This is a genomic window from Dietzia sp. UCD-THP, from assembly GCF_000349585.1.
GTDB classification, from domain to species: domain Bacteria; phylum Actinomycetota; class Actinomycetes; order Mycobacteriales; family Mycobacteriaceae; genus Dietzia; species Dietzia natronolimnaea_A.
On sequence record NZ_KB714650.1, the window covers coordinates 135479 to 160582 of the forward strand.

At 70.5% G+C, this 25104-nt stretch carries 23 protein-coding genes; 1 reads left to right on the forward strand and 22 read right to left on the reverse strand.

The window, feature by feature from the left end:
* Positions 1–23: 23 nt before the first annotated feature.
* The 18 genes from coaBC to H483_RS29235 form a co-directional block, all read right to left on the reverse strand.
* On the reverse strand, positions 24–1304 hold the full coding sequence (gene coaBC / locus H483_RS29150) for a bifunctional phosphopantothenoylcysteine decarboxylase/phosphopantothenate--cysteine ligase CoaBC (protein WP_017836840.1): 1281 nt from the start codon (positions 1302–1304) through the stop codon (positions 24–26).
* Positions 1301–1585: a DNA-directed RNA polymerase subunit omega gene (rpoZ, locus tag H483_RS29155; RefSeq protein ID WP_017836841.1), complete on the reverse strand. Its 285-nt coding sequence runs from the start codon at positions 1583–1585 to the stop codon at positions 1301–1303. Before rpoZ ends, coaBC begins: the two co-directional genes overlap by 4 nt.
* Before the next feature lie 72 nt (positions 1586–1657).
* On the reverse strand, positions 1658–2263 hold the full coding sequence (gene gmk / locus H483_RS29160) for a guanylate kinase (RefSeq protein ID WP_017836842.1): 606 nt from the start codon (positions 2261–2263) through the stop codon (positions 1658–1660).
* Between the two features lie 7 nt (positions 2264–2270).
* Entirely contained in the window at positions 2271–2594 is a 324-nt protein-coding gene (gene mihF / locus H483_RS29165; protein ID WP_007631925.1) for an integration host factor, actinobacterial type, read from the reverse strand.
* Between the two features lie 419 nt (positions 2595–3013).
* Positions 3014–3865 (reverse strand): orotidine-5'-phosphate decarboxylase, encoded by an 852-nt coding sequence (gene pyrF / locus H483_RS29170; protein ID WP_017836843.1) that lies wholly within the window; start codon positions 3863–3865, stop codon positions 3014–3016.
* Complete coding sequence (carB, locus tag H483_RS29175) at positions 3862–7224, reverse strand: carbamoyl-phosphate synthase large subunit (protein WP_017836844.1); 3363 nt, start codon at positions 7222–7224, stop codon at positions 3862–3864. The genes pyrF and carB overlap by 4 nt, the downstream gene beginning before the upstream one ends.
* Entirely contained in the window at positions 7224–8444 is a 1221-nt protein-coding gene (gene carA, locus H483_RS29180) for a glutamine-hydrolyzing carbamoyl-phosphate synthase small subunit (RefSeq protein ID WP_017836845.1), read from the reverse strand. Before carA ends, carB begins: the two co-directional genes overlap by 1 nt.
* Positions 8441–8989, reverse strand: a complete 549-nt coding sequence (locus tag H483_RS29185; RefSeq protein ID WP_017836846.1) for a hypothetical protein — start codon at positions 8987–8989, stop codon at positions 8441–8443. The genes carA and H483_RS29185 overlap by 4 nt, the downstream gene beginning before the upstream one ends.
* Positions 8986–10302, reverse strand: coding sequence for a dihydroorotase (locus H483_RS29190; protein WP_017836847.1), 1317 nt, complete (start codon positions 10300–10302; stop codon positions 8986–8988). Before H483_RS29190 ends, H483_RS29185 begins: the two co-directional genes overlap by 4 nt.
* On the reverse strand, positions 10299–11240 hold the full coding sequence (locus tag H483_RS29195) for an aspartate carbamoyltransferase catalytic subunit (protein ID WP_017836848.1): 942 nt from the start codon (positions 11238–11240) through the stop codon (positions 10299–10301). Before H483_RS29195 ends, H483_RS29190 begins: the two co-directional genes overlap by 4 nt.
* The gene (pyrR, locus tag H483_RS29200) at positions 11237–11821 is read right to left on the reverse strand and encodes a bifunctional pyr operon transcriptional regulator/uracil phosphoribosyltransferase PyrR (RefSeq protein ID WP_017836849.1); all 585 of its coding nucleotides are present in this window, start codon (positions 11819–11821) and stop codon (positions 11237–11239) included. The genes H483_RS29195 and pyrR overlap by 4 nt, the downstream gene beginning before the upstream one ends.
* Positions 11822–11889: 68 nt before the next feature.
* Positions 11890–12435, reverse strand: coding sequence for a transcription antitermination factor NusB (gene nusB, locus H483_RS29205; RefSeq protein WP_017836850.1), 546 nt, complete (start codon positions 12433–12435; stop codon positions 11890–11892).
* Positions 12436–12437: 2 nt separating this feature from the next.
* Positions 12438–13001 (reverse strand): elongation factor P, encoded by a 564-nt coding sequence (efp, locus tag H483_RS29210; RefSeq protein ID WP_017836851.1) that lies wholly within the window; start codon positions 12999–13001, stop codon positions 12438–12440.
* A gap of 75 nt (positions 13002–13076) precedes the next feature.
* Positions 13077–14177, reverse strand: coding sequence for a Xaa-Pro peptidase family protein (locus H483_RS29215; RefSeq protein ID WP_017836852.1), 1101 nt, complete (start codon positions 14175–14177; stop codon positions 13077–13079).
* Complete coding sequence (aroB, locus tag H483_RS29220; RefSeq protein ID WP_017836853.1) at positions 14174–15301, reverse strand: 3-dehydroquinate synthase; 1128 nt, start codon at positions 15299–15301, stop codon at positions 14174–14176. Before aroB ends, H483_RS29215 begins: the two co-directional genes overlap by 4 nt.
* Before the next feature lie 46 nt (positions 15302–15347).
* Positions 15348–15899 carry a shikimate kinase gene (locus H483_RS29225; RefSeq protein WP_017836854.1) on the reverse strand — a complete coding sequence of 184 codons (552 nt, stop codon included), beginning with the start codon at positions 15897–15899 and terminating at the stop codon, positions 15348–15350.
* On the reverse strand, positions 15896–17098 hold the full coding sequence (aroC, locus tag H483_RS29230) for a chorismate synthase (protein ID WP_031264869.1): 1203 nt from the start codon (positions 17096–17098) through the stop codon (positions 15896–15898). Before aroC ends, H483_RS29225 begins: the two co-directional genes overlap by 4 nt.
* A gap of 38 nt (positions 17099–17136) precedes the next feature.
* Positions 17137–18210: an AraC family transcriptional regulator gene (locus H483_RS29235; RefSeq protein WP_017836856.1), complete on the reverse strand. Its 1074-nt coding sequence runs from the start codon at positions 18208–18210 to the stop codon at positions 17137–17139.
* A gap of 70 nt (positions 18211–18280) precedes the next feature.
* On the opposite strand from H483_RS29235, the gene H483_RS29240 reads away from it, so the two are divergent.
* Complete coding sequence (locus H483_RS29240; RefSeq protein WP_017836857.1) at positions 18281–19801, forward strand: NAD(P)/FAD-dependent oxidoreductase; 1521 nt, start codon at positions 18281–18283, stop codon at positions 19799–19801.
* A gap of 52 nt (positions 19802–19853) precedes the next feature.
* On the opposite strand, the gene H483_RS29245 is transcribed toward H483_RS29240, so the two are convergent.
* The 4 genes from H483_RS29245 to alaS form a co-directional block, all read right to left on the reverse strand.
* Entirely contained in the window at positions 19854–20696 is an 843-nt protein-coding gene (locus H483_RS29245) for a shikimate dehydrogenase (protein WP_017836858.1), read from the reverse strand.
* Entirely contained in the window at positions 20686–21858 is a 1173-nt protein-coding gene (mltG, locus tag H483_RS29250; protein WP_017836859.1) for an endolytic transglycosylase MltG, read from the reverse strand. Before mltG ends, H483_RS29245 begins: the two co-directional genes overlap by 11 nt.
* A 91-nt stretch (positions 21859–21949) precedes the next feature.
* On the reverse strand, positions 21950–22423 hold the full coding sequence (gene ruvX, locus H483_RS29255) for a Holliday junction resolvase RuvX (protein ID WP_017836860.1): 474 nt from the start codon (positions 22421–22423) through the stop codon (positions 21950–21952).
* A complete protein-coding gene (alaS, locus tag H483_RS29260) occupies positions 22420–25080 on the reverse strand; it encodes an alanine--tRNA ligase (RefSeq protein ID WP_017836861.1) in 2661 nt (886 codons plus the stop codon). Before alaS ends, ruvX begins: the two co-directional genes overlap by 4 nt.
* Between the last annotated feature and the right edge of the window lie 24 nt (positions 25081–25104).

Consider the following 25104-nt stretch of genomic DNA (forward strand, 5'->3'; position numbering starts at 1 on the left):
TCGGTCGATCGCGTGGGGACAGACTAGTCGGTGCGGTCCGTGGTGGTCCGCGCGGATGGGGCCGCGGCCCAGGACACCACGGCGTCGAGGATCCGGCTGGCCAGGAGATCCTTGCTCGCCCTGTCCACCGACACCTCCCCGCCCGCGGCGTCGAGGATCCAGCCGCCGTTGACGTCCTGGCCGAAGGTGGTGCCCCGCCCGACCTCGTTGACGACGAGGAGGTCACACCCCTTCCGGGCGAGCTTCGCCCGACCGTGCTCGAGGACGGACCCCGTGGAATCCCCGGTCTCGGCGGCGAACCCCACCAGCACGCAGCCCGCGGGGATCTCCCCGGACGCGCGGGCCGCGACGAGCCCGGCGAGGATGTCCGGATTACGTTCCAACCGGATCTGGGCCGGTTCGGATCCACTGTCCTTCTTGAGTTTGGAGGACGACACGTCGGTCGGGCGGAAGTCGGCCACCGCCGCGGCCTTGATCACCACATCGGCGTCGGCCGCGGCCGAGAGGGTGGCGTCCCGCATCTCGAGGGCCGAGTCGATCCGGATCGCCTCCACGGCGGCCGGCACCGGCAAGTCGGAGGAGGTCACGAGGGTGACCTGCGCTCCCCGCGCAGCCGCGACCGCGGCGATCGCGTGCCCCTGCTTCCCGGAGCTGCGGTTGCCGAGGAACCGCACGGGATCGATCTCCTCGCGGGTCCCGCCGGACGTCACCACGACCCGCTTTCCGGCCAGGTCCCACGGGAGGGTCCCGCCGTCGAGCAGCAGCCTCGCCAGACGGGCGATGTCGGCGGGCTCGGGCAGCCGGCCGGCGCCGGTGTCGGCCCCGGTGAGTCTCCCGGACGCGGGGGGCATGACGTGGACGCCATCACCCCGGAGGGTGTCGACGTTGCGCCTCGTCGCCGGGTGCTCCCACATCTCGGTGTGCATCGCCGGCGCGAGCAGGACGGGGCACCGGGCAGTCAGCAGGGTGGAGGTGAGCAGGTCGTCCGCGCGCCCGGAGGCGACCCGCGCGAGCAGGTCTGCGGTCGCGGGGGCGACCACGACGAGGTCCGCCCGCTGCCCGAGGGCGACGTGGCGGACCGACGGCACGTCGGAGAACACCCCGGTCGAGACCGGGTTGCCCGACAGGGCCTCGAAGGTGGCGGACCCGACGAAATTCAGGGCCGCCTCGGTGGGGACGACGTCGACGTGGCATCCGGACTCGGTGAGGAGTCTGATCAGGCCACAGGATTTGTAGGCGGCGATCCCGCCCCCGACGCCGACGACGACGCGGGCGCGGCGCCCATCGCCCCCGGGAGGGGTCACTCTCCCTCGGCGCAGTCGAGCAGGTCGGAATGGAGCTCGCGCAACGCGATGGTCAGCGGCTTCTCGTGGAGCGCCGGGTCGACCAGCGGGCCGACGTACTCGAGGATGCCCTCTTCGATCTGGTTGTAGTACGAGTTGATCTGACGAGCGCGCTTGGCGGCGAAGATCACCAGAGCGTACTTGGAGGACGCCCGCTCGAGGAGCTCGTCGATCGGCGGATTGGTGATCCCAATCGGGGTGTCGTACAACGGCGCTGCCGGTGCGGCTTCGATGGTGGCCACTATGGGTTCTCCTCTGGGGTCCAGCCTGGGTGGTGCTCTGGCCTGGGTGGTGCTCGGGCGTCGGATTCGGCGTCAGTCTTGGCCGACCAGCAATGATACCAACTCATCCACCGCGGCCTCGAGTTCGTCGTTGACGACGACCTCGTCGAACTCCTCCCGCGCGGCCATCTCGACCTTGGCGGTCTCGAGCCTGCGGGCGACGACCTCGTGCGGTTCGGTACCTCTGCCCCGCAGACGGACTTCGAGCTCCTCCCACGAGGGGGGCGACAGGAACACGGTCCGCCCCTCCGGAATGGAGTCCCGGATCTGCCGGACGCCGGCGAGATCGACCTCGATCAGGACCGGACGCCCCTGAGCGAGTGCCTCACGAACCGGCTCCGCTGGGGTGCCCGAGAGTTGAAGACCGCGGTGGATCTCTGCCCACTCGAGCATCCGGCCCTGTTCGACGGCACGACGGAACTCCTCCGTACTGACGAAGTGGTAGTCGCGTCCGTCGACCTCCCCGGGACGGGGGTCCCGGGTGGTCATCGACACGCTGAAGAAGAGGCCCGGGACGCGATCGCGAAGGCGCGCCACGACGGTTGACTTACCGACGGCGGAGGGGCCGGCCAAGACGATCAGCCGGCCCCTCTTCGCCGCCGCTTCCGGGGACGAGTCCCCGGACGACGGTGTGTTCATACGTCGATCAGTCGACCGTGAAGTCGAACCGCTCGAGCAGTGCGCGGCGCTGGCGGTCTCCGAGACCACGCAGGCGACGCGTCGGGGCGATCTCCAGCTCGGTCATGATCTCCTGAGCCTTGACCTTGCCGACCTTGGGCAGGGCCTCGAGCAGCGCCGAGACCTTCATCTTGCCGAGGATCTCGTCACTCTCGGCATCCTTGAGCACCTGCTTGAGGTCGGTGCCACCACGCTTCAGGCGCTCCTTGAGCTCAGCCCGGGCGCGACGGGCGGCAGCCGCCTTCTCCAGAGCAGCGGCACGCTGCTCATCGGTCAACTGGGGAAGGGCCACAATTCCTCCGTCTCGTTCGTGTGTGTCTCATGACTCACGCGGGTGTCCACCGTAGGACATCCACGTGTGGTGTGCGGTGACCGTCCCCGGCGCGTCCGCGGGCTGCGGAGCGCGTCCGGGAGCGGGCGCTCCCTCGTGCTCACCGTACCCGGGCGATTCCGCCCCCCTTGCGGGAGACCGGCACGGCGTCGGGCCTGATGACCTCAGCAACAGTACGCGGCCGAGTGGCCTCGTCCTCGTGCGGGGCCCGGCGTGGCACCCCGCCTGAACTGCGCATTGACGAGTGAGGTGAGGAGAAGACTAACGTCGGTCGTCCGCAATCGCGAACCGAACCGCCCGAAATCGCGCGACCGCGTCACGGATCAGCGCGGCACACGGGGCCCCTGTGACTCCAGCCATCCGCTGGGACTACTAACGAGTCAGTCGGGCCCGGCGAACCGGTAGGTCTCGGCCAGCTCGCGGACCACCGCCCGCATCGCCCCGACGTCCGGGCCCGAGCGCAGGACGTGCCGGGAGACGTTGACGAGGGTGTGGGGCAACGCGGGCCCGGCGATCCTCCGGACGTCCTCCGAGGTCCCCCCCTGCTCCCCCACCCCCGGCATGAGAACCGGACCGGAGAGCGCGTCCAGTCGCGGAGGGTCGGCGACCGTCGCGCCCACCACCACGCCGAACGAACCCGGCGTCCCGGTCTCCGACGCGGCGTTCCGTCGGCCCACCTCGTCCACGACCATCTGCGCGACCGTTCCGGAGGGCCCGGTGGCCCCCTGCAGTCCCCCCGCCTCCGGGTTGGAGGTGCGGGCCAACACGAACACCCCGCGATCGTTCGCCGACGCGGTGTCGAACGCCGCCTCCAGCGACCCCACCCCGAGGTACGGGGACACGGTCAGCGCGTCACACGCCAGCGGTGAACCCTCCGCCAGCCACGCCCGGGAGTACCCGGCCATCGTGGAACCGATGTCCCCGCGCTTGGCGTCCGCGATCGACAGGGCGCCGGCCTCGACGATCGACGCCAGCACCTCCTCGAGGACCGCGAACCCGGCGGATCCGTGCTCCTCGAAGAACGCCACCTGGGGTTTGATCGCCGGCACGAGATCCCCGAACGCCTCCAGCGATCGACGGGAGAACTCGCGGAGACCCGCGGCGTCCACACCCAGCCCCCAGGCCTCGAGGAGCGCCGGGTGCGGGTCGATGCCCACGCAGAGGTTACCCCGGGCACGCACCGCACCGTGGAGCCGCGCCCCGAAGGAGACCCGGGACGTCCCGTCGGTCATCGGGCGGCGAACCCGCTGTGCAGCTCCTGCAGGGGGCTGACGGTGACGTCCCCGCGCCGGACGGCCTCGATACCGTGGACCGCCGCGGTCGCGCCCTGGACGGTGGTGACACACGGGACCCGCCGGGTGATGGCGGCCGAACGGATCTCGTGTCCATCGGCCCGGGTGCCCCCGGTGGAGGAGGCGATGTTGAGGATCAGGTCGACCTCGTCCGCGTTGATCCTGTCGACGATCGTCCGGACCGGGTCACCCTTGTCGTCGACCGGCCCACCCCCGGCCTCGGTGAGTTTCGCGACGGTCTCGCAGGCGATCCCGTACCGCCGGAGCATGAGCGCGGTGCCCTCGGTGGCCAGGACGGTGAACCCGAGCGCGGCCAGTCGTTGCGCCGGGAACACCATGGAGCGCTTGTCCCTGTTCGCGACGGAGACGAACACGGTCCCGGACGTCGGAAGCACCCCCTCGGCCGCGAGCTGGCCCTTGGCAAAGGCGACGGCGAAGTCGGGACCGATGCCCATGACCTCCCCGGTCGACTTCATCTCCGGGCTCAGCAGTGACTCCACGGGGTTGCCCTCAGGTGTGCGGAAGCGGTTGAACGGGAGGACCGCTTCCTTGACCGCGACGGGCGCGTCCGCCGGGAGCGATCCGCCGTCCCGGTCCGACGGCAGCAGTCCCTCGGCCTTGAGCTCGGCGATGGTCTCACCCATCATGATCCGTGCGCACGCCTTGGCGAGGTGCACGCCGGTCGCCTTGGAGACGAACGGCACCGTACGACTGGCCCTGGGGTTGGCCTCCAGGACGTACAGGACGTCGTCTTTGATCGCGTACTGCACGTTGAGCAGTCCCTTGACGCCGATCCCATGCGCCAGCGCCTCGCTGGAACGGCGCACGCGATCGATGTCGTCCTGCCCCAGGGTGATGGGCGGGAGCGCGCAGGCGGAGTCGCCGGAGTGGATGCCGGCCTCCTCGATGTGTTCCATGACGCCACCCAGGTAGACCTCGGTGCCGTCGCACAGCACGTCGACGTCGATCTCGACCGCGTCGTCGAGGAAGCGGTCGACCAGGACGGGACGATCCGGGCTGATCTCGGTGGCGCGATCGATGTACGACCGCAGCGAGTCCTCGTCGTAGACGATCTCCATCCCGCGTCCACCCAGGACGTACGAGGGGCGGACGAGGACGGGGTACCCGATGCGGGCCGCGATCTCCGTGGCCTCCGTGGCGTTGATGGCGGTCCCGAACGCGGGTGCGGGCAGACCGGCCCTGACGAGGACCTCGCCGAACTCTCGCCGGTCCTCCGCCAGGTCGATCGCCGACGGGCTGGTGCCCACGATGGGAACGCCGGCCTCCTCGAGCTGCGCCGCCAGGCCCAGCGGGGTCTGGCCACCGAGTTGGACCAGGACACCGGCGACGGTGCCCGACTCGGACTCGGCGTGGTAGACCTCCATGACGTCCTCGAACGTCAGCGGCTCGAAGTACAGACGGTCGGCGGTGTCGTAGTCGGTCGAGACGGTCTCCGGGTTGCAGTTGACCATGACGGTCTCGTACCCGGCCTCGGACAACGTGAGCGCGGCGTGCACGCACGAGTAGTCGAACTCGATGCCCTGGCCGATCCGGTTGGGTCCCGAGCCCAGGATGATGACCTTCTCGCGCTCGGTCTGGGCCGCGACCTCGGACTCGGCAGCGGGGTCGAGTTCGTAGGTCGAGTAGTGGTACGGGGTCTTGGCCTCGAACTCCGCGGCGCAGGTGTCGACCGTCTTGTAGACGGGCCGGACCTCGAGGCGGTGACGCAGGCGCCGCACGCCCTCGGGGCCGGCGAACTCCGGCCGCAGGGCCGCGATCTGGGCGTCGGACAGTCCGTTGTGCTTCGCGCGCCGCAGGAGCGCGGCGTCGACCACTGGCGCGTCGACGATCTCCTGTCGGAGCTCGACCAGCGCGGAGATCTCCTCGAGGAACCACGGGTCGAGCCCCGATGCCTCGTGGACCTGGTCGACGGTCGCGCCGAGCCGCAGCGCGAGCTCGACGTCGTAGATCCGGCCCTCGGTCGGGCGCACGAGATCGGCGAGGACGGCGTCGACGTCGGTCGACCGACCGGGCGCGATCGTCTCGTCGGGCAGCGTCCAGAAGCCGGCGGCCTTGGTCTCCAGGGACCGCATCACCTTGCCGAGCGCCTCGCGGAAGTTACGGCCCAGGCTCATCGCCTCGCCCACCGACTTCATGGTGGTCGTGAGGGTGTCGTCCGCGCCGGGGAACTTCTCGAAGGCGAACCGCGGTGCCTTGACCACCACGTAGTCCAGGGTCGGTTCGAAGCACGCGGGGGTCTCACCGGTGATGTCGTTGGTGATCTCGTCGAGCGAGTACCCGATGGCGAGGCGGGCGGCGATCTTGGCGATGGGGAACCCGGTGGCCTTGGACGCCAGGGCCGAGGACCGGGAGACGCGCGGGTTCATCTCGATCACCACGAGCCGGCCGTCCACCGGGTTGATGGCGAACTGGATGTTGCATCCCCCGGTGTCGACGCCGACGGCGCGGAGGATCGCGATCCCGATGTCGCGCATGTCCTGGTATTCGCGGTCGGTCAACGTCATGGACGGCGCGACGGTGACCGAGTCGCCGGTGTGGACCCCGAGGGCGTCGAGGTTCTCGATGGAGCACACCACCACGACGTTGTCCTTGTTGTCCCGCATGAGCTCGAGCTCGAACTCCTTCCACCCGAGGATCGACTCCTCGATGAGGACGTTCGCGGTGGGCGAGGCGGACAGACCGCCGCCGGCGATCCGCTCGAGGTCCTCGGTGGTGTAGGCCAGGCCGGAGCCGAGCCCGCCCATGGTGAACGACGGCCGGACCACGACGGGCAGACCGAGTTCGGCGACGGTCGCGTGCACCTCCTCCATGGTGTGGCACACGGCGCTGCGCGCGGAGTCACCCCCCACACTCGCGACGATGTCCTTGAAGGTCTGCCGGTCCTCGCCCCGGTTGATGGCGGGGATGTCGGCCCCGATCAGTTCCACGCCGTGCTTGGCGAGGATCCCCTGGGCATCGAGCTGCATGGCGGCGTTGAGGGCGGTCTGACCCCCGAGGGTCGCCAACACCGCGTCGACGGGGTGCCCGTCGGCCGCTTCCTTGGTGAAGATCTTGTCGATGTACTCGGGCGTGATCGGCTCGATGTAGGTGCTGTCCGCGAACTCGGGGTCGGTCATGATCGTCGCCGGGTTGGAGTTGACGAGCGTGACCCGCAGGCCCTCGGCACGGAGCACCCGGCACGCCTGCGTGCCGGAGTAGTCGAACTCACACGCCTGGCCGATGACGATCGGTCCGGAACCGATGACGAGGACGTGGTTGATGTCTGTGCGGCGGGGCATCAGTTCGAGCCCTTTCTGGAGTCTGCGGAACCGTCGGCGGCGTCGCCGGACGCTGAGTCGAGCAGGCTGACGAAGCGGTCGAAGAGATCGGCGGCGTCACGGGGACCTGCCGCGGCCTCCGGGTGGTACTGGACGGAGAATGCCGAGCCGTCGGTGAGGGCGACGCCCTCGACGGACCCGTCGTTCGCGCAGACGTGCGTGACGGTGGCGGTGCCCCAGGGTGTCTCCCAGGTCTCGCTCTCCGGCGCACGCAGGGCGAACCCGTGGTTCTGGGACGTGATGGCGACCGTCCCCGTGGCCTTCTCCACCACCGGGATGTTGATGCCGCGGTGGCCGAACCTCATCTTGTAGGTGTCGAGTCCGAGCGCTCTGCCCAGGATCTGGTTGCCGAAGCAGATCCCGAAGAACGGGATCCCCTGGCTCAGGACCTCCTTGGTCAGGTGGACCGCCGCGTCGGCGGTGGCGGGGTCCCCGGGTCCGTTGGACAGGAAGACCCCGTCGACGTCGAGATCGAGGACGTCCTGCAGGGTCGAGTCGGAGGGCAGGACGTGGACCCGCACGCCGCGTGCGGTGAGCATGCGGGGGGTGTTGGTCTTGATGCCCAGGTCGAGCGCGGCCACCGAGTGGCGCACGTCGCCCTCGGGTTCGACGACGTAGGGCGTGTCCGTCGAGACCTCCCCGGCGAGGGAGGCCCCGGCCATGGGCTCCTGATCGCGCACGGTCGCGAGCATCGTCTCGTCGTCCACCACGGCGTCACCGGAGAAGATGCCGGCCTTCATGGCCCCGAGCTCCCGGATGTGGCGGACGACCGCCCGGGTGTCCACGTCGGCGATCCCCACGATTCCCTGGGCGAGCATCTCGTCCTCGAGCGTGCGCTCGGACCGGTGGTTGGACGCCCGCCGTGAGAGGTCACGGATGACGAGGCCCGCCACCCAGATCCGACCGCCGCCGTTCCTTCCGTCCAGGAGCGACTCGCCGTCCTCGTCGTTCCACCCGGTGTTGCCGATCTGGGGAGCGGTGCTGACGACGATCTGCCGGTGATAGGACGGGTCGGTCATGGTCTCCTGGTAACCGGACATCCCGGTCGTGAACACGGCCTCGCCGAGCGTCGTCCCGGTCGCGCCGAACGATGTCCCGCGGTGGATGCGGCCGTCTTCGAGGACGAGCGCGGCGGGGTGGCGACCCCCCGGTGCGACGGTGGTTCCGTGGTGCGGTGTCACTTGTTCTCCTCGGTGGTGGAGCTGGGGGTGTCCGGCCGGGTGGTCGGTGCGGCGTCTCCGCGCAGCGCCTCCCAACGGGGGTACGTGTCCTTGTCGTCGGCCCGGAAGCCGGAGTCGATCTCAGTGATGCCGTCCGGGCCGTCGACCTGCCATCGGGCGACGAGGATCCCGCCGCCCGGCACGGTCTTGTTGGCGAGGGCCGAGGCGCGTCGCACGGTCTGGAGGTCGGAGCGGGGGATCCAGACGGTGGCGTCGGCGAGGTCGAGCCGCAGCCCTCCGGTGAACGCGGTGAGGGTTCCGGCCGAACGGTGCCCGAGTGGCGCGCGGGCGATGCGTGCCTGCCAGTCCCCCGCGACGGTGCTCCCGATGTACACGCCGGTCAGCGGGCCCAGGACAACCTCGCCGGTCTCGGCGGGCACCTCGGGCAGGGAGTCGAACAGACCTGCCTGGGCCCGCGTCCGGTTGCGCCACCCCCGGATCATCAACGCGAGTATGCCCAGAAAGACCAGGATGACGACGATCAGGGTCCAGATGTCCTGTGTCATGCGAGTACCTCTCCGTCGCGGTGGGTCATGCGGCCCCGGTATACGGTGCCCACGACCCGGGCGGCGAACGTCATCCCCTCGTAGGGGGTGTTGGCGGACAGACTTGCGAGTTCCTCCCCCACGACGGTCCACGGGGAGTCGGGATCGACGGCGGCGAGGTTAGCGGGCTCCCCGACCGCGATCGGACGCCCCTGGTCGGTGAGACCGGCGATCTCGGCGGGCCGCGTGCTCATCACGCGGGCCAGATCGCGCCAGGTCATCTCCCCCGAATCGACCAGCAGGGCCGCCACGATGGGCAACGCCGTCTCCAACCCGAGCATGCCCGGGCGGGCGGCCGCGAACTCACAGCACTTCTCCTGGGCGGCATGGGGGGCGTGGTCCGTGGCGACGCAGTCGATCACCCCGGACACGAGCGCGTCACGCAGCGCGAGGGTGTCGTGGGCCTCGCGCAGAGGCGGGTTGACCCGGTAGACCCCGTCGTAGGTCTCGAGCCTGGTGTCGTCGAGCAGCAGGTGGTGGGGGGTGACCTCCGCGGTGATCGAGATCCCCTGCGCCTTCGCCCACTTGAGCAGCTCGACCGTCCCCGTGGTGGAGGCGTGGCAGATGTGGACGCGCGCGCCGGCGTCCCGGGCCAGGATCGCGTCGCGCGCGACGATCGACTCCTCCGCCGAGCGCGGCCAGCCGGTCAGTCCGAGGCGGGCGGCCGTGGGCCCCTCGTGTGCCACCGCACCCTTGGTCAGGCGTGGCTCCTCCGCGTGCTGGGCGATCAGCACGCCGAGGCCCGCCGAGTACTCGAGGGCGCGGCGCATCACCAGTGGGTCGTAGACGCACATGCCGTCGTCGGAGAAGATCCGGACCCCGGCCTCGCCAGAGGCCATCTGGCCCATCTCGGTGAGCTGCTCCCCCTTGAGGCCGACGGTGACCGCTCCCACCGGGTGGATGTCGCACAACCCCACGGACCGGCCGATCCGCCATACGGAGTCGGTCACGGTCTGGTTGTCCTGGGGCGGCTGCGTGTTGGCCATGGCGAACACCGCGGTGTAGCCGCCCCGCGCCGCGGCTGCCGAACCGCTGGCCACGGTCTCGGTGTCCTCGCGGCCGGGCTCCCGGAGGTGGGTGTGCAGGTCGACGAACCCGGGCAGTAGGACGGCGCCGCCCAGGTCGTGGATCTCCGCCTCACCGGGAAGGTCGGCGCCGGCGTCGGGCCCGATCGCGGCGACCAGCCCGTCCCTGACGAGCACGTCGACGGGGTCGCCCTCCCCGTAGGGCCGGACCCGGCGCAGTAGCAGGGTCGGGGGTTCGAGGGCACTCACTCGGGGTTTCCTTCCGTTCCGACGAGGGTGTGGAGCAGGACCGACATGCGCACGTGGACGCCGTTGGTGACCTGCTGGAGAATTGCTGACGACGGGGCGTCGGCCGTGTCGAACCCGATCTCCATTCCCCGGACCATGGGTCCGGGGTGCAGGACGACCGCGTTCTCGGGCAGCCGGGAGGTACGGGCGGGTCCCAGGCCGTAGCGCACCGCGTACTCGCGGGCGGACGGGAAGAAACCACCGTTCATCCGCTCGGCCTGCACGCGCAGCATCATCACCGCGTCCGCGCCGGGCAGTTCGGCGTCGAGGTCGGTGGACACCCTGACCGGCCATTGTCCGACGCCCACCGGGAGCAGGGTGGGCGGGGCGACCAGGACCACCTCGGCGCCGAGGGTCGACAACAGCAGGGCGTTCGACCGGGCGACCCGGGAGTGCAGGATGTCGCCGACGATCACCACGCGGCGGCCCTCGATCCCTCCCAGACGTTCCCGGATGGTCATCGCGTCGAGCAGTGCCTGGGTCGGGTGTTCGTGCATCCCGTCCCCGGCGTTGATCACCGAGGGGCCGGCCCCGCCGGGGGCCACCCAGCCGGCGATCTGGAGGGCGGAGCCCGAGGCCGGATGGCGGACGATGAGCGCGTCCGCCCCGACGGCGGTCAGCGTCATGGCGGTGTCACGGAGGGACTCGCCCTTCTGCACCGAGGAGGCGCTCGCGGAGACGTTGATCACGTCGGCACTCATCCATTTTCCGGCGGTCTCGAAGGACACCCGGGTCCGCGTGGAGTTCTCGTAGAAGACGGTCAGCACGGTCTTGCCCCGGAGGGTCGGGAGCTTGCGCACCTCCCGGCCGAGGAGCGCCTCCTTGAGACGGCCCGCCTCGTCCAGGATCGACAACGCCGCGTCGCGGTCGAGATCGGCAGCGGAGAGGAGATGTTTCACAGGGTGTCCTCCGGAGTCGGCCGCCGCAGGACCACCGTGTCGACACCGTCCGTCTCCATGAGCCGGACGGAGACGCCCTCCTCGCGCGAGGTGGGGACGTTCTTGCCCACGTAATCGGCACGGATCGGGAGCTCGCGGTGCCCGCGGTCGACCAGGACGGCGAGCTGGACGCGCGCGGGCCTGCCGAGGTCACGGAGCGCGTCGAACGCCGCCCGGATGGTGCGGCCGGAGAACAGGACGTCGTCGACCAGGATCACGGTCGCCCCGTCGACCCCGTCCGGCGGGACCGAGGTGGGGCCCATGGGGCGGTGCGGCCCCCCGGCGAGGTCGTCCCGGTAGAGGGTGACGTCCAGCGAGCCCGCGTGCACCGAGGCTCCGCTGAACTCGCGGATGCGCTCGGCCAGGCGGTGCGCGAGGGGAACGCCACGGGTCGGGATGCCGAGCAGGACCACGGGACCCGACTCCGGGGAGTCCGCGGCGGTGCGTTCGATGATCTGGTGCGCCAGTCGGGATACCGTCCTGGCGACGTCGTCAGACGTGAAGAGTGAAACCGGGGTCGACTCCGGACCGTCAGTGCTCACCGATCACCACCTCCTTGTCCGCCTCTCTGGACGGCTCGTTAAAGGGATAGCTTTCGGGTCGAACTCTATCAGTCGCCGGCCCCCGACCCCCGCGGGTCAGGGGTGGGCTCCGACACGTCGGCGGTCGGCGCCGGATCGAGCGAGGACACCGCGCGTTCGGCGGCCCGGATGTGCTCGGCGAGACCGGCGATGCGGTCGAGGACCGCGTTGACGTAGGGCACCGACTTCTCGGCCGACAGATCCGAGATCAACAGCACGGACTGGTCGATCACGATCGCCGCCTCCACGTCCTCGGTCCCGAACAGCAGCTCCCACGCTCCCGCCCGCAGCACCGCCCGGTCCACGGCCGGCAGGCGCTCGAGGGTCCACTCACGCAGGTGCTCGGAGATCATCGAGTCGAGACGGTCCAACCGCTGAGCCACGCCCGTGACGATGTCCATGGTGTACGTCGCGACGTCGTGGAACTCCTGCGACTCCTCGCCCATCCGGCGGCGCTCCTCCGCGAGCGCCACCACATCGGCGTCGCGGAGTTCCGCCTCGAACAGCAGGGCCACCGCTCGCTTGCGGGCCCGGAACCTCGAACCCCGGCGCCGGTGATCTGCCTCGTCCGCCATGGTCAGTCGTTCACCCGGCTGAGGTACCGTCCGTCACGGGTGTCGATGCGGAGCTTGTCGCCCGTGTTGATGAACAGCGGGACGTGGACCTCGGCACCGGTCTCGAGTGTGGCGGGCTTGGTGCCACCGGTCGACCGGTCCCCCTGGAGTCCCGGATCGGTGTGCTGGACGACCAGATCCACCGCGACGGGCATCTCGGCGAAGAGCGCCACGCCCTCGTGCATCGAGACCTGGACGCTGGTGTTCTCGAGGAGGAAGCGGGCACCGTCCCCCATCACGGCAGGAGAGACGTTGATCTGCTCGAAGTCCTTCTCGTCCATGAGGACGTAGTCCTCCCCGTCGCGGTACAGGAAGGTCATGTCGCGGCGGTCCACCGTCGCGGTCTCCACCTTGACCCCGGCGTTGTAGGTCTTGTCGACGATCTTGCCGGAGACGACGTTCTTGATCTTCGTGCGGACGAAGGCGGGACCCTTACCCGGCTTGACGTGCTGGAACTCCTGGATCTGCCACAGGTTTCCCTCCTCCTTGAGGACGAGGCCGTTCTTGAAATCGGCGGTGGACGCCATGGTCGGTTCTCCTTCGCGAGTCGTCGGCGGGCGGCCGTGGACGGGCGCCGCGCGAATGTTCTGTGGGACGGCGGCTCAGAGCACGGTCAGCGCCGTCGACGTGGTGGTCAGGGATCTACCGCTCCCGCCGGTGACGGCCACGGTGTCCTCGATTCGGATCCCGCCGAGCCCGGGGAGGTAGATCCCCGGCTCGATGGTGATCACATCGCCGTCGGACAGTGTACTCGCGGACCTGGTGGAGACCGCGGGCGCTTCGTGGACGTCCAGTCCCACACCGTGACCCAGCGAATGGCCGAAGTGCTCGCCGAACCCCGCGTCGGAGATGATGCCCCGGCTCACGCCGTCGAGCTCCCCACAGGCCAGTCCTTCCCGGACCGCGGACACACCGGCGCGATGCGCCCGGCTGACCACCTCGTAGGCGTCGAGCAGCCGGTCCGCGGCGCCCGCGAACGCCACCGTGCGGGTGCAGTCCGAGGCGTAGCCCGAGACCGTCGCGCCGAAGTCGACCACCACGAGATCGCCAGGGGCGAGCAGCCTGTCCCCCGGGACGTGGTGAGGGAACGCCCCGTTGGGGCCCGAGGCGACGATGGTCTCGAACGCGACGCCGTCCGAACCGGCCCGCCGCATGGCGTGTTCGAGGTCCGCTGCGACCTCACGCTCGCTGCGGCCCGTGGCGAGCACGCCGTGGGCCAACACATGGGTCCAGGCGTCGTCGACGACCCGGCAGGCACGCTCGATGAGTCCGATCTCGTCGCTGTCCTTGGCCCGCCTCACAGACTCCACCACTCCACTGGTCTCGACGAGCGGCGCGTCCGCGGCCCCGAGCTCGGCGAGCACCCGCCGAAGCGCGGTCGCCGCGGACAGGGTCACGGCGTCCGCCTCGACCGCCAGCGGAGCGTCGGCGGGTCCGCGACGACGTCCGAGAACCCCCGCGACGTACTCCCGCGAGATCACGTGCCCGACATCCGGGGCCTGCTCGACGACCTGGAGTTCGTACCGGGAATCCGTGCACAGGACGGCCTCGCCGTCGTCCTCCACCAGAACGGCTCCCCCGGACCCGCGGAACCCGGTCAGATACGCGATGTTCCTGGGGTCGGTCACCAGGAGCGCGGTGGCTCCCGCCTCGGCGGTCGCGGAGGCGACCGCGCGCCGACGGGCCGCCAACCGGTCACTCACAGCAGCACCCCGCCGCCGCTGGGCTTGTTGCCCTCCGAGATCGCGGCGTAGGCCGCGGTCATCAGGGACGGGTCGGGGGCCTCCATCCGTGCCGGACGGGCCAGTCCGTCGAGGACCACCAACCGGAGGAATCCGGAGTGGTTCTTCTTGTCCCCCGCCATCAGCTCGAGCAGCCGGGGGAACGCGTCATCGTGGTACCCGGTGGGCAGCCCGAGTGAGGACAGGATCGACGCGTGTCGGTCCGCCGTCGCGTCGTCCAGACGCCCCGCCAGCCGGGCCAGCTCCGCCACGAAGCACATCCCCACGCTCACGGCGGCCCCGTGCCGCCAGCGGTACTGCTCACGGCGCTCGACGGCGTGCCCGAGCGTGTGACCGTAGTTGAGGTTCTCCCGGGGGCCGGACTCCTTGAGGTCGCGGCCCACCACGTCGGCCTTGACCTGGACACTGCGCCGGATGAGTTCGACGATCGTCTCCCCGGTCGGATCGAGCGCGGCCTGCGGGTCCGCCTCGATGAGATCGAGGATCCCCGGGTCGGCGATGAAACCGCACTTGACCACCTCGGCCATGCCCGAGATCAGTTCGTTGCGCGGAACCGATTCGAGGGTCGCGGTGTCGACGAAGACGGCGGCCGGTTCGTGGAAGCACCCCACCAGGTTCTTGCCGGCGTCGGTGTTGATCCCGGTCTTGCCCCCCACGGCGGCGTCCACCATGGCGAGCAGTGTGGTGGGTATGTGGACCACGCGCACCCCGCGCATCCAGGTGGCGGCCACGAATCCGGCGAGGTCCGTCGCCGCCCCGCCGCCCAGGCTCACCACGGTGTCCTTGCGGCCCAGCCCGATCTTGCCGAGCACGTCCCAGCAGTAGCCCGCGACGGCGAGGTCCTTGCCGGCCTCCGCGTCGGGGATCTCGACGCGGTGCGCGTTGACCCCGGCGGCGGCGAGTTGCTCCCGCAGCAGCTCGGCGGTCTGCGTCAACGGCGGCTGGTGGAATATCGCCAGGTTGCGCGACTCCGAGCACGCCTCGAGGATCTCCGGTAACAGTCCGCGGCCGATCACCACCGGATAGGGGGCGGCGGACCGCACATCCACCACCACGGGCTCGGTGGTGTCTCCGTCTCGGTTCATGAAGGGCTCCCGCTCATCGTTCGACTGATCTCACTTCTCGCCGGACTCACGATCGGTCCGCCGTGCTGCGCGCGTGCGGGTCACCGGACTCGAGTCTGTCGACGATCTCCGTCACCACCTTGCCCGAACTCCTGCGCTCGGTACTGACGGTCGACCACGCGACCTCCCGGTAGAGCGGCGCCCGCTCGGTCAACAACGCCTGGTAGCGGGCTGTGACGTCGCCCCCGGCGAGGAGTGGACGACCGGCACCCCGGGACCTGCGCACCCCCTCGGCCACCCCGATCGTCAGATGGATCACGCGGTGGCCGCGGAGCCGGGCGCGGGTGGTCGCCGACAGCACGGCGCCGCCCCCCAGCGAGAGGACCCCGCTGAAGGTCTCCAGCGCCTCGGCCACGACCCTCTCCTCGATCGCGCGGAACGCGGGCTCACCTGCGTCCGCGAAGATCTCGGGTATCGACCGCCCCTCGGCTTCCTCGATCATCTGGTCGGCGTCACGGAACGGCACGTCGAGCCTGCGGGCCAGCTTGCGCCCGATGGTCGTCTTGCCGGCACCCGGCGGACCCACCAGGACGGCGACCGGCCGTGCCGGGTGGTTCATGCCGGATCCGAGTCCCAGTCCAGTCTCGCCGCCACGGCGTCGAGGTACCCCTGCGCGTTGCGCCGGGTCTCCGACACCGAGTCCCCGCCGAACTTCGTCAGGACGGAGCGCGCGAGGACCAGCGCGACCATGGATTCGGCGACCACCCCGGCAGCGGGGACCGCGCAGACATCGGAGCGCTGGTGGATGGCGGTGGCGCCGGACCCGTCCGCCATGTCGACGGTGCTCAGCGCGCGCGGCACCGTGGAGATGGGTTTCATGGCGGCGCGGACCCGGAGGGCCTGCCCGTTGGTCATCCCGCCCTCGAGTCCACCCGCGCGGTTGGTCCGGCGTCCCACGCCGTCGTCGCCCCGCACCATCTCGTCGTGCGCGACGCTGCCCCGGCGACGCGCGGTCTCGAAACCGTCGCCGACCTCGACCCCCTTGATCGCCTGGATCCCCATGAGCGCTCCCGCCAGTTGGGCGTCGAGGCGCTCCTCGCCGGACACGTGCGAGCCGAGTCCGATGGGCAGCCCGTGGACGACCACCTCGACGACGCCCCCGAGCGTGTCCCCGGCCCTCTTGGCGGCCTCGATCTCGGCGATCATGGACTCCCCGCTCGCGGTGTCGAAGGCACGCACGGGGCTGGCGTCGATGGCGGGCAGGTCGGCGAACGCGGGCTCCGGCCCGACGTAGGGCTCGGAGGCGCCTATGGAGATCACGTGGGAGAGCACCTCGACGCCCAGGACCTCGCGCAGCACCGCCCGCGCGACCGTCCCCGCCGCGACCCTGGCCGCGGTCTCGCGTGCGCTGGCGCGTTCGAGAACCATGCGGGCGTCGTCGAAGTCGTACTTCAGCATCCCGGCGAAGTCGGCGTGGCCCGGGCGAGGTCTGGTGAGGGTGGCCGCGCGGGCCTTGTCCTCGATCGCATCGGGGTCGATGGGATCCGCTGACATGATCGTGTCCCACTTGGGCCACTCGGTGTTCCCGACCTCGATCGCGATGGGCGAGCCCATGGTGCGACCGTGGCGGACGCCGGCGAGCACCCTGACCGCGTCGGCCTCGAACTTCATCCGGGCACCGCGGCCGTAGCCCAGGCGGCGACGGGCGAGTTGCGACGCGATCTGGTCGCTCGTCACCTCGACGCCCGCGATGACGCCCTCGACGATCGTCACCAGGGCCTGGCCATGCGATTCTCCGGCGGTGGTCCACTTCAGCACGTCGCCGATCATCCCACGTCCGGGTTCCACCCGGCACATCAGGCCCGCCGTGCCGCCGGCGTCCGGGTGCGCGAGGCTACCGAGGCCCGGTGCGGGGTGGTACCGGTGAGTCGCCGGAACGCATGGATGAAGCTCGACGCCTCGGCGTATCCCAGCCGGATGGCGACGTCCTCGACGGACAGCAGACCGGTAGCCAGCATGCGGTGTGCCAGCTCGACCCGGACGTCGTCCAGCAGGCGCTGGTAGGAGGTGCCCTCCTCCGCCAGACGCCTTCGCAACGTGCGTGGACTCACCCCCAGCTCGGCGGCCACCGACGGCATGGGTGCCCCCTGGGAGAGACGTCCGGTGATGGCGACGCGGGCCCGGCTGCTCACCGGCCCGCGGGTCCGTCGGGTGGCGGCGAGGTCCCTGCAGAGCGTCTCTGCCACCGCCACCGTGGCGGTACTGCCCTGTGGGAGCGGACGGTCGAGGTGGGCGGCGTCGAAGACCGCCGTGGCCCCGACCTCGCCTTCGGACGACGACGCCACCGGTCCCAGTCGCTCACCGTAGGCCGCGAGGGTGGGCGCGGATCGGCCGCCGCCGAAGACGACCTCGGTGAAGGGCAGGCCGCCGGGGACCAGGTCTCCGAGAACGGAGTGGATCGCGAAGAGATCCCGGTCCACCAGGAACTCGCGGAGGTCCCCGGGAAGTGTCCCGCCCCCCAGGCGGACCTCGATCCGGTCCCCGGTCGACTCCACCGCGATCGTGCTGAAGATGTAGCTCAGGTCGATGAATCGCAGGGTCATGGAGATCACGTCGCGGAGCGTGGGACTGGACAGCAGGGCGTATCCGAGGATCCCGAAGGTCGTCAAGCGATAGGCGGACCCGACCTCGGCGGCGAGCGCGGGACGGTGCCCCGCGGCCGTCCGGAGGTTGCGGATCGCGGCCAGCTCGCTCTCCGGTGCCACCAACAGGTCCGCATTCGACAGGTCGGCGGGACCCAGTCCGACCCCGCGCAGGATCGTCCCCGCCTCGATGCCGAGTGCGTCGCCGGCCTCGACCAGTACACCGATACCGGTGGCCGATCGAGGAAAGTCCCAGTGCGGGACGGCGGGATCCTCCCAGGAGTTCATGGCCGGAATTATGGATTATCCGTCCGGGAAAGTCTGTGGCCACGCCGGGCCGGCGTCATACCGTCTCACCATGACTCCTTCCCCCTCCCCTGCGGACACCACGCGACGGCGCCCCCGCGCCCTCATCATCGGCGCGGGATTCGGCGGCCTGGGCGTCGCCTACGAACTGACCCGTGGCGACCTCGCCGACGTGACGATCCTCGAGAAGGCCGACGACGTGGGCGGGGTGTGGAGAGACAACACCTACCCGGGAGCGGCGTGTGACGTGCCGTCGAACCTCTACTCGTACTCGTTCCACCGCAAGACGGACTGGGGCCGCCGCTACGCCGAGCAACCCGACATCCTGTCCTACATCCGCGAGACCGCGGACCGGTTCGGCCTCCGCGACAAGGTGCGCACGGGGACCGAGGTGACCTCGGCGACCTTCGACGAGGACACCGCCACGTGGACGGTGCTCACCGACGCCGGCGAGAGCTTCGAGGCCGACGTCCTGGTTCCGGCCGTCGGCCAGCTGTCCCGACCGGCCTACCCGGACATCCCGGGGCTGGAGACGTTCGCGGGCCCGTCGTTCCACTCCGCTCGGTGGCGTCACGACGTCGACCTCACCGGCAAGCGGATCGCGGTCCTGGGGACCGGGGCCTCGGCGATCCAGTTCGTCCCCCGCGTCCGCGAGGTCGCCTCCCATGTGACGGTCTACCAGCGCTCCGCGCCATGGGTGGTGCCCAAGCCGGACCGGGCCTACACCGACGCGCACCGCGCCGCCTTCGCGCGGGTTCCCGGCCTCATCCCCGCTATGCGCGGGGTCATCTGGGAGACCACCGAGGCGATCGGCCTGGCCCTGACCTCCGCGCGGCCACTGGCCCGGATCCTGAGCGGTCTGGCCAGAGCCAATCTCAAGCTGACCGTCCGTGATCCCGAGCTGCGAGCCGCACTCACCCCGACCGAGCCGATCGGGTGTAAGCGGATGCTGTTCAGCAACGGGTGGTACCCCGCGCTCGCCCGGCCGGACGTCGACGTGGTGACCGACGGCGTCGCCGAGGTCGTCCCCGACGGGATCGTCACCGTGGACGGACAGCTGCACCCCGCCGACGTCATCATCTACGGCACCGGTTTCAAGGCCACCGAGTTCCTGGCACCCATGACCGTGCGTGGGCGAGGGGGACGGGACCTGCACGAGCAGTGGCGTGAGGGCGCCCGCGCCTACCTCGGGATGGCTGTGCAGGGTTTTCCCAACATGTTCCTCGTCTACGGCCCCAACACCAACCTCGGGAGCAGCTCGATCATCCTGATGATGGAGCAGCAGGCCCGCTACATCCGCCAGATCGTCGAGCGACTGGCCGGTGCGGATCGGCCGGCGGCCCTCGAGGTCCGCGGGGAGGTCGACGACGCCTACGACGCCGAGATCCTGCGGCGCCTCGACGACTCCGTCTGGAGCGGATGCGACTCCTGGTACCGGGCCGGCTCGGGCAGGGTCACCACCAACTGGCCCGGACTGGTCCACGAGTACCAGCGCCGGACCCGTGCCGTGGACACCTCCGACTACGAGGTCGTCGCGCCCCGTCGCTCGGATGAGGCGGCGACGGTCGGATAGGGCACCGGGCTACGCTCGGATCGGGCACCGCGCGGCGGGGGCGCCGCCGCGCTCAGCGACCGAGCGCGTCCGTGAGCGCCGCGGCCATGGCCTGGCAGGGTGCGGGTCGCCCGGTGAACAGTTCCACCTGGCCGAAGGCCTGGTTCAGGAGCATGACGTCGCCGCCGACCACGGGGATCCCGGCGGACAGCGCGGCGGAGGCGGCCGCGGTGGGCCAGGGGTCGTACAGGACGTCGAAGAGGCGGTTGGCGCCCGTCACCAGGTGGGTGAGCGCACCGACCCCCGGTTCGGGAACGGTGTTGACGAGGACGTCCGACCGCGACACCTCGTCCGGCAGGGTCGCATCGGACAGCAGCACGGTATGGATCTCCAGACCGAGCGCTCTGCCGCAGTCGGCGGCGGGCCCGGCGTTGTCGCGGCGGGAGGCCAACACCACGCGGGTCGCTCCGGCCGCCGCGAGTCCGGCCAACACCGGGCGGGCGGTCCCGCCGACGCCCAGGACGACCGCCGTCGGTTCGGCGGGTAGTCCGTCGAACCCGGCGAGGGCTCCGGTCACCCCGTCGACGTCGGTGCAGTCGGCGAACCAGCCGGTCTCCCGCCGGACGAGGGTGTTGGCGCTGCCGACGATCCGGGCACGGTCGCTGACCTCGGTCGCGTACCCGAGGGCGGCGAACTTGTTCGGCATCGTCACCGAGTAGCCCACACGGTGGTCGGGGGACGAGTCGACCACGGCGGGCAGCTGTCCCTCGGTGCAGTCGATCCGCTCGTAGGTCCACCCGTCGAGGCCGAGCGCCCGGTACGCGGCCCCGTGCAGGACCGGGGAGAGTGAGTGGTCGACCGGGTGGCCCAGCACGGCGGCCGACCGGGGCGAGCGGTCCGCGGCGCTATCGCCCACTGGACAGGACCCCGTTCGCGATCGCCTCGCTCTGGTAGCGCTCGTGCTCCGGGTACTCGTCGGCGAATCGGGTGGTCCCCTGCATGTCGACCGTGACGAAGTATTTCCACTGGCCTTCCGCGGGGTTCTCCATCGCCCGGAGCGCGTCGAGGCCGGGAGACCCGATCGGACCGTAGGGCAACCCGTCCATGGCGTAGGTGTTCCACGGCGTGACCGCGGCCCGATCGGCGTCGGTCGTCGCGATCTCCTGGTCGGCGAGGGCGTAGTTGACCGTCGAGTCGAACTGCAGTCGCATCGGTTCGTCGAGCCGGTTGAGGATCACCCGGGCGATCTTGTCGAAGTCCTCGAGGGTTCCCTCCTTCTCCACCAGGGACGCCGCCGTGACCACCTGGTAGGGGGTCAACCCGATCCTCTCGGCGGAGGGGACGAGGCCGGTGGCGTCGTAGGCCTCGGTCGACGAGTCGATCAGCTGGCGCAGGATCTCCACGGGCTCCGCCTGCGGGTTGATGTTGTGGACGCCGGGTGCGATCAGCCCCTCGAGCCGTCGCACCGGGTCCGGGGCGCCGCGGACCTCGTTGATGGCCCAGTCGGGCACCCCGAGTTCGGCGGGGTCGGCCTGGACGGCGGCGTCGACGATCTCCTGTGGAAGCCGGCACATCGGTGGGGCGTCCGGCTGGTCGAGGTCCCGCAGGCAGGTTGCGTCGGCGATGAGGGTGAAGATGCCCTTCTCGGTGCCGCCGCCGACCACGACCGTGTCGAGCAGCCGCCCACCGGGGTTGACGTCCATGTAGCCGACCCTGCTGCGGGGGTCGGACAGGGCCTCGACCGCCGACGCGGCGCTCATCTCCTGACGGACCTGGTAATAGCCCGGTTGGATGCCCTCGACCGACGTCCCGGAGGCTGCGCCGATGAAGGCCCGGGTGCTGGCGACGGTGCCGATGTCGTACAGGCGATCTCCGACCACACCCAGGGTGTCACCCGGTTCGACGTGCAACAGGGCGGTACCGACACCCCCACCCTCGAAATCCGGCGCGGCCGAGACCTCGCTACTCGTCGCCCGGTACACCATCGCCGCGAAGGCCAGGACCACCCCGACCACGGCCGCGAGGAGTATGAACCGGATGGTGCCACTCGTTCGTGAGCGTGCTCGTGCCGCAGACATCGTGCTCCTTAGCCGGTGGTTCAGGGAGCTGCCCGCCGGACAGCATCGTGCATCGTGTCAGTTTATCCAGCCGCGTGGGCCGAGACGCCCGTCATCGGCGGGCGCGCCGTGAGTCGAGCCATGCCTGGAGCAGCACCACCGCGGCGGCCTGGTCGATCACGCCACGCTGCTGCCGGGTGTTCCTGCCCGCGCCGTGCAGGGCGGCCCCGGCCGTCACGGTGGTGAGTCGTTCGTCCACCGTCTCTACGTCAAGGCCCGGCGAGGCGGCGGACAGCGCCGTGACGAACGATCGCGCCATCGCCGTCGAGGCGGTGTCCCGTCCCTTCAGAGAGGTGGGCAGTCCGACGATGACGCCGACGGCGTCGTACTCCTCGACCAGCTCCCCCAGGCGCTTCACCTCCGCCGTCCAGTCGGGGTCCCCACTGGTGACCCGAACCGTCTCGACAGGAGTAGCCAGGATCCCGTCGGGATCGCAGGAGGCGACACCGATCCGTGCCGTCCCCACGTCCAGTCCGATCCGACGCCCACGGGTCCATCCGGGGGATCCGGTCTCGGGTGCCGTCACCCGGCGTCCCTGACGGCGGAGCGCAGCGCGGACACGGCCGCATCGATGCCGGACGGGTCGGTGCCGGCGCCCTGTGCCATATCGGGCTTCCCACCACCCCGAGCCCCGAGCGTCGGTGCGATGGCCTTGACCAGATCCCCCGCGCGCAGACCGCGCTCCTGGGCGGCCGGGCTCACCGCGATGACGAACGGGACCTTGTCGGACCCCGCGGCCGTGAGGAAGATGACGCCGGCGTCTGCGCCGAGACGACCCTTGAGGTCCGAGGCGAGTGTCCGCAGGTCGCCCGCCGATCCTCCCGGGTCGTCGTGTGCGAGGAGCCGGATCCCGTCGAGGTCCTCGGCCGCCGACAGGAGGTCCCCGGCCCGCGAGGCGAGCTGGGCGGCACGCATCGACTCCAGGGCCTTCTCCGCCTCCCGCAGCTTCGCGGTCAGCGCGGCCACGCGGTCGGGCAGTTCCTCGGCTGGCGCCTTGAGCGAGGTGGCGAGACCCGACACGAGCGCGCGCTCCCGGGCCTGGTGTCGGTAGGCGTCCATGCCGACGTACGCCTCCACCCGCCGGATGCCGGAGCCGACGGAGGCCTCGCCCAGCAGACTCACCGGGCCGATCTGAGCGGAGCTGGCGACGTGGGTGCCGCCGCACAGCTCCATCGAGAACGGACCGCCGATCTCCACCACCCGGACCAGCGACCCGTAGTTCTCGCCGAACAGGGCCATCGCGCCCATCCGCCGGGCCTCGTCGAGGCTGGTCTCGATCGTGTTCACGCCGTAGTCGGCGTCGACGGCGGCGTTGGTGATCTCCTCCACCTGTGCCAGGACGTCGGCCGGGATGGAGCCGGACCAGTTGAAGTCGAACCGCATGTACCCCGGCTTGTTGAGCGAGCCGGCCTGGACGGCCTCCGGTCCGAGGATCTGACGAAGCGCGGCGTGCACGAGGTGGGTGGCCGAGTGGCCCTGGGTGGCCCCCTTGCGCCACTCCGGGTCGACGGCCGCGGTGACGAGCTGGCCGGCCTCGACCTCGCCACCCGTGAGGACGCCCTTGTGAATCCAAAGCTTCTTGCCGATCTTCTGGACGTCGTCGACCTGCATCTGGAAACCGGCCGTGGAGATCAGGCCGCGGTCTCCGAGCTGGCCACCGGACTCGGCGTAGAACGGGGTGCGATCGAGGACGAACTCGACCGTGTCGCCCTCTCTGGCCACGGACACGGACTCGCCGCCGGAGACGATGCCCAGAAGTGTGGATTCGTCGGTAAGTTCGGTGAACCCGGTGAAGACGGTCTCGCCCGCGTCGAGGAAGTCGCGGTACACCGACAGGTCGGCGTGGGCGTGCTTCTTGGACCGCGAGTCCGCCTTGGCCCTGGCCCGCTGCTCGGACATCAGGGACCGGAAGCCCGCCTCGTCGACCTGGAGTCCGGCCTCGGCCGCCATCTCCAGTGTGAGGTCGATGGGGAACCCGTGGGTGTCGTGGAGCGCGAAGGCCTGGCGGCCCGACAGGGTGGCCGCGCCCGATTCCCTCGCCTCCTCGGCGGCACGCTCGAAGAGCTGGGTCCCCGACTCGAGGGTCTTGAGGAAGGCGATCTCCTCGGCCACGGCGATGCGCTCGATGCGCTCGTACCCGGCGATCGTCTCGGGGAAGGACGGGCCGATCGCCTCCTTCACGGTGGCCATGAACTCGGCCATCGTGTCCCCGGTCGCACCCAGGAGCCGGACGGACCGGACGATGCGCCGCAGCAGACGCCGCAGGATGTACCCGCGCCCCTCGTTGCCGGGGGTCACGCCGTCGGAGATGAGCATGTACGCCGTCCGCGCGTGGTCGGCGATCACCCGGAAGCGCACGTCGGAGGCGCTGTCCACCCCGTACCTGGTGCCGGAGAGCCGCTCGGCGGTGTCGATCACCGGGCGAAGCAGATCGGTCTCGTAGACGTTCTCGACGCCCTGGAGCAGAAATGCGACGCGCTCGATCCCCATCCCGGTGTCGATGTTCTGCTTGGGTAGCGGGCCCAGGATCTCGAAGGCGTCCTTGCCGGTGCCCTCGCCGCGCTCGTTCTGCATGAACACGAGGTTCCAGATCTCGATGTAGCGGTCCTCATCCGCCTCCGGACCGCCCTCGACCCCGTACGCCGGGCCGCGGTCGTAGAAGATCTCCGAGCACGGACCGCAGGGCCCGGGAACGCCCATGGACCAGTAGTTGTCCGCCATGCCGCGACGTTGGATGCGACCCTCGGGGACGCCGACCACGTCCCGCCAGATGCCGTAGGCCTCGTCGTCGTCGAGATACACGGTGACCCACAGCAGCCCGGGGTCGATACCGAACCCGCCGTCATCAACGGACGAGGTGAGCAGCGACCACGCGTGGCGGATCGCCCCCTCCTTGAAGTAGTCACCGAAGGAGAAGTTGCCCGCCATCTGGAAGAAGGTGTTGTGGCGGGTGGTGATGCCCACCTCCTCGATGTCGAGGGTGCGCACGCACTTCTGGATGGAGGTCGCGGTGGCGTGCTCCGGGGTCTCCTGGCCGAGGAAGTAGGGCTTGAAGGGGACCATGCCGGCGTTGACGAACAACAGGTTCGGGTCGTCCAGGACCAGTGACGCGCTGGGGACCTCGGCGTGCCCGGCCCTGACGAAGTGGTCGAGGAATCGGCGCCGGATCTCATGGGTCTGCACAGGGGGCCTCACTGGGGTCTTGAG

Excerpts from the sequence above, each read along its gene's own strand:
- H483_RS29225 (WP_017836854.1), bottom strand. The coding sequence starts at position 15,899 with ATGAACCACCCGGCACGGCCGGTCGCCGTCCTGGTGGGTCCGCCGGGT.
- efp (WP_017836851.1), bottom strand. The coding sequence starts at position 13,001 with ATGGCGTCCACCGCCGATTTCAAGAACGGCCTCGTCCTCAAGGAGGAG.
- H483_RS29240 (WP_017836857.1), top strand. The coding sequence starts at position 18,281 with ATGACTCCTTCCCCCTCCCCTGCGGACACCACGCGACGGCGCCCCCGC.
- H483_RS29185 (WP_017836846.1), bottom strand. The coding sequence starts at position 8,989 with ATGACACAGGACATCTGGACCCTGATCGTCGTCATCCTGGTCTTTCTG.
- gmk (WP_017836842.1), bottom strand. The coding sequence starts at position 2,263 with ATGAACACACCGTCGTCCGGGGACTCGTCCCCGGAAGCGGCGGCGAAG.
- pyrF (WP_017836843.1), bottom strand. The coding sequence starts at position 3,865 with ATGACCGACGGGACGTCCCGGGTCTCCTTCGGGGCGCGGCTCCACGGT.
- nusB (WP_017836850.1), bottom strand. The coding sequence starts at position 12,435 with ATGGCGGACGAGGCAGATCACCGGCGCCGGGGTTCGAGGTTCCGGGCC.
- H483_RS29235 (WP_017836856.1), bottom strand. The coding sequence starts at position 18,210 with ATGAACTCCTGGGAGGATCCCGCCGTCCCGCACTGGGACTTTCCTCGA.
- mltG (WP_017836859.1), bottom strand. The coding sequence starts at position 21,858 with ATGTCTGCGGCACGAGCACGCTCACGAACGAGTGGCACCATCCGGTTC.
- aroB (WP_017836853.1), bottom strand. The coding sequence starts at position 15,301 with ATGAACCGAGACGGAGACACCACCGAGCCCGTGGTGGTGGATGTGCGG.
- carB (WP_017836844.1), bottom strand. The coding sequence starts at position 7,224 with ATGCCCCGCCGCACAGACATCAACCACGTCCTCGTCATCGGTTCCGGA.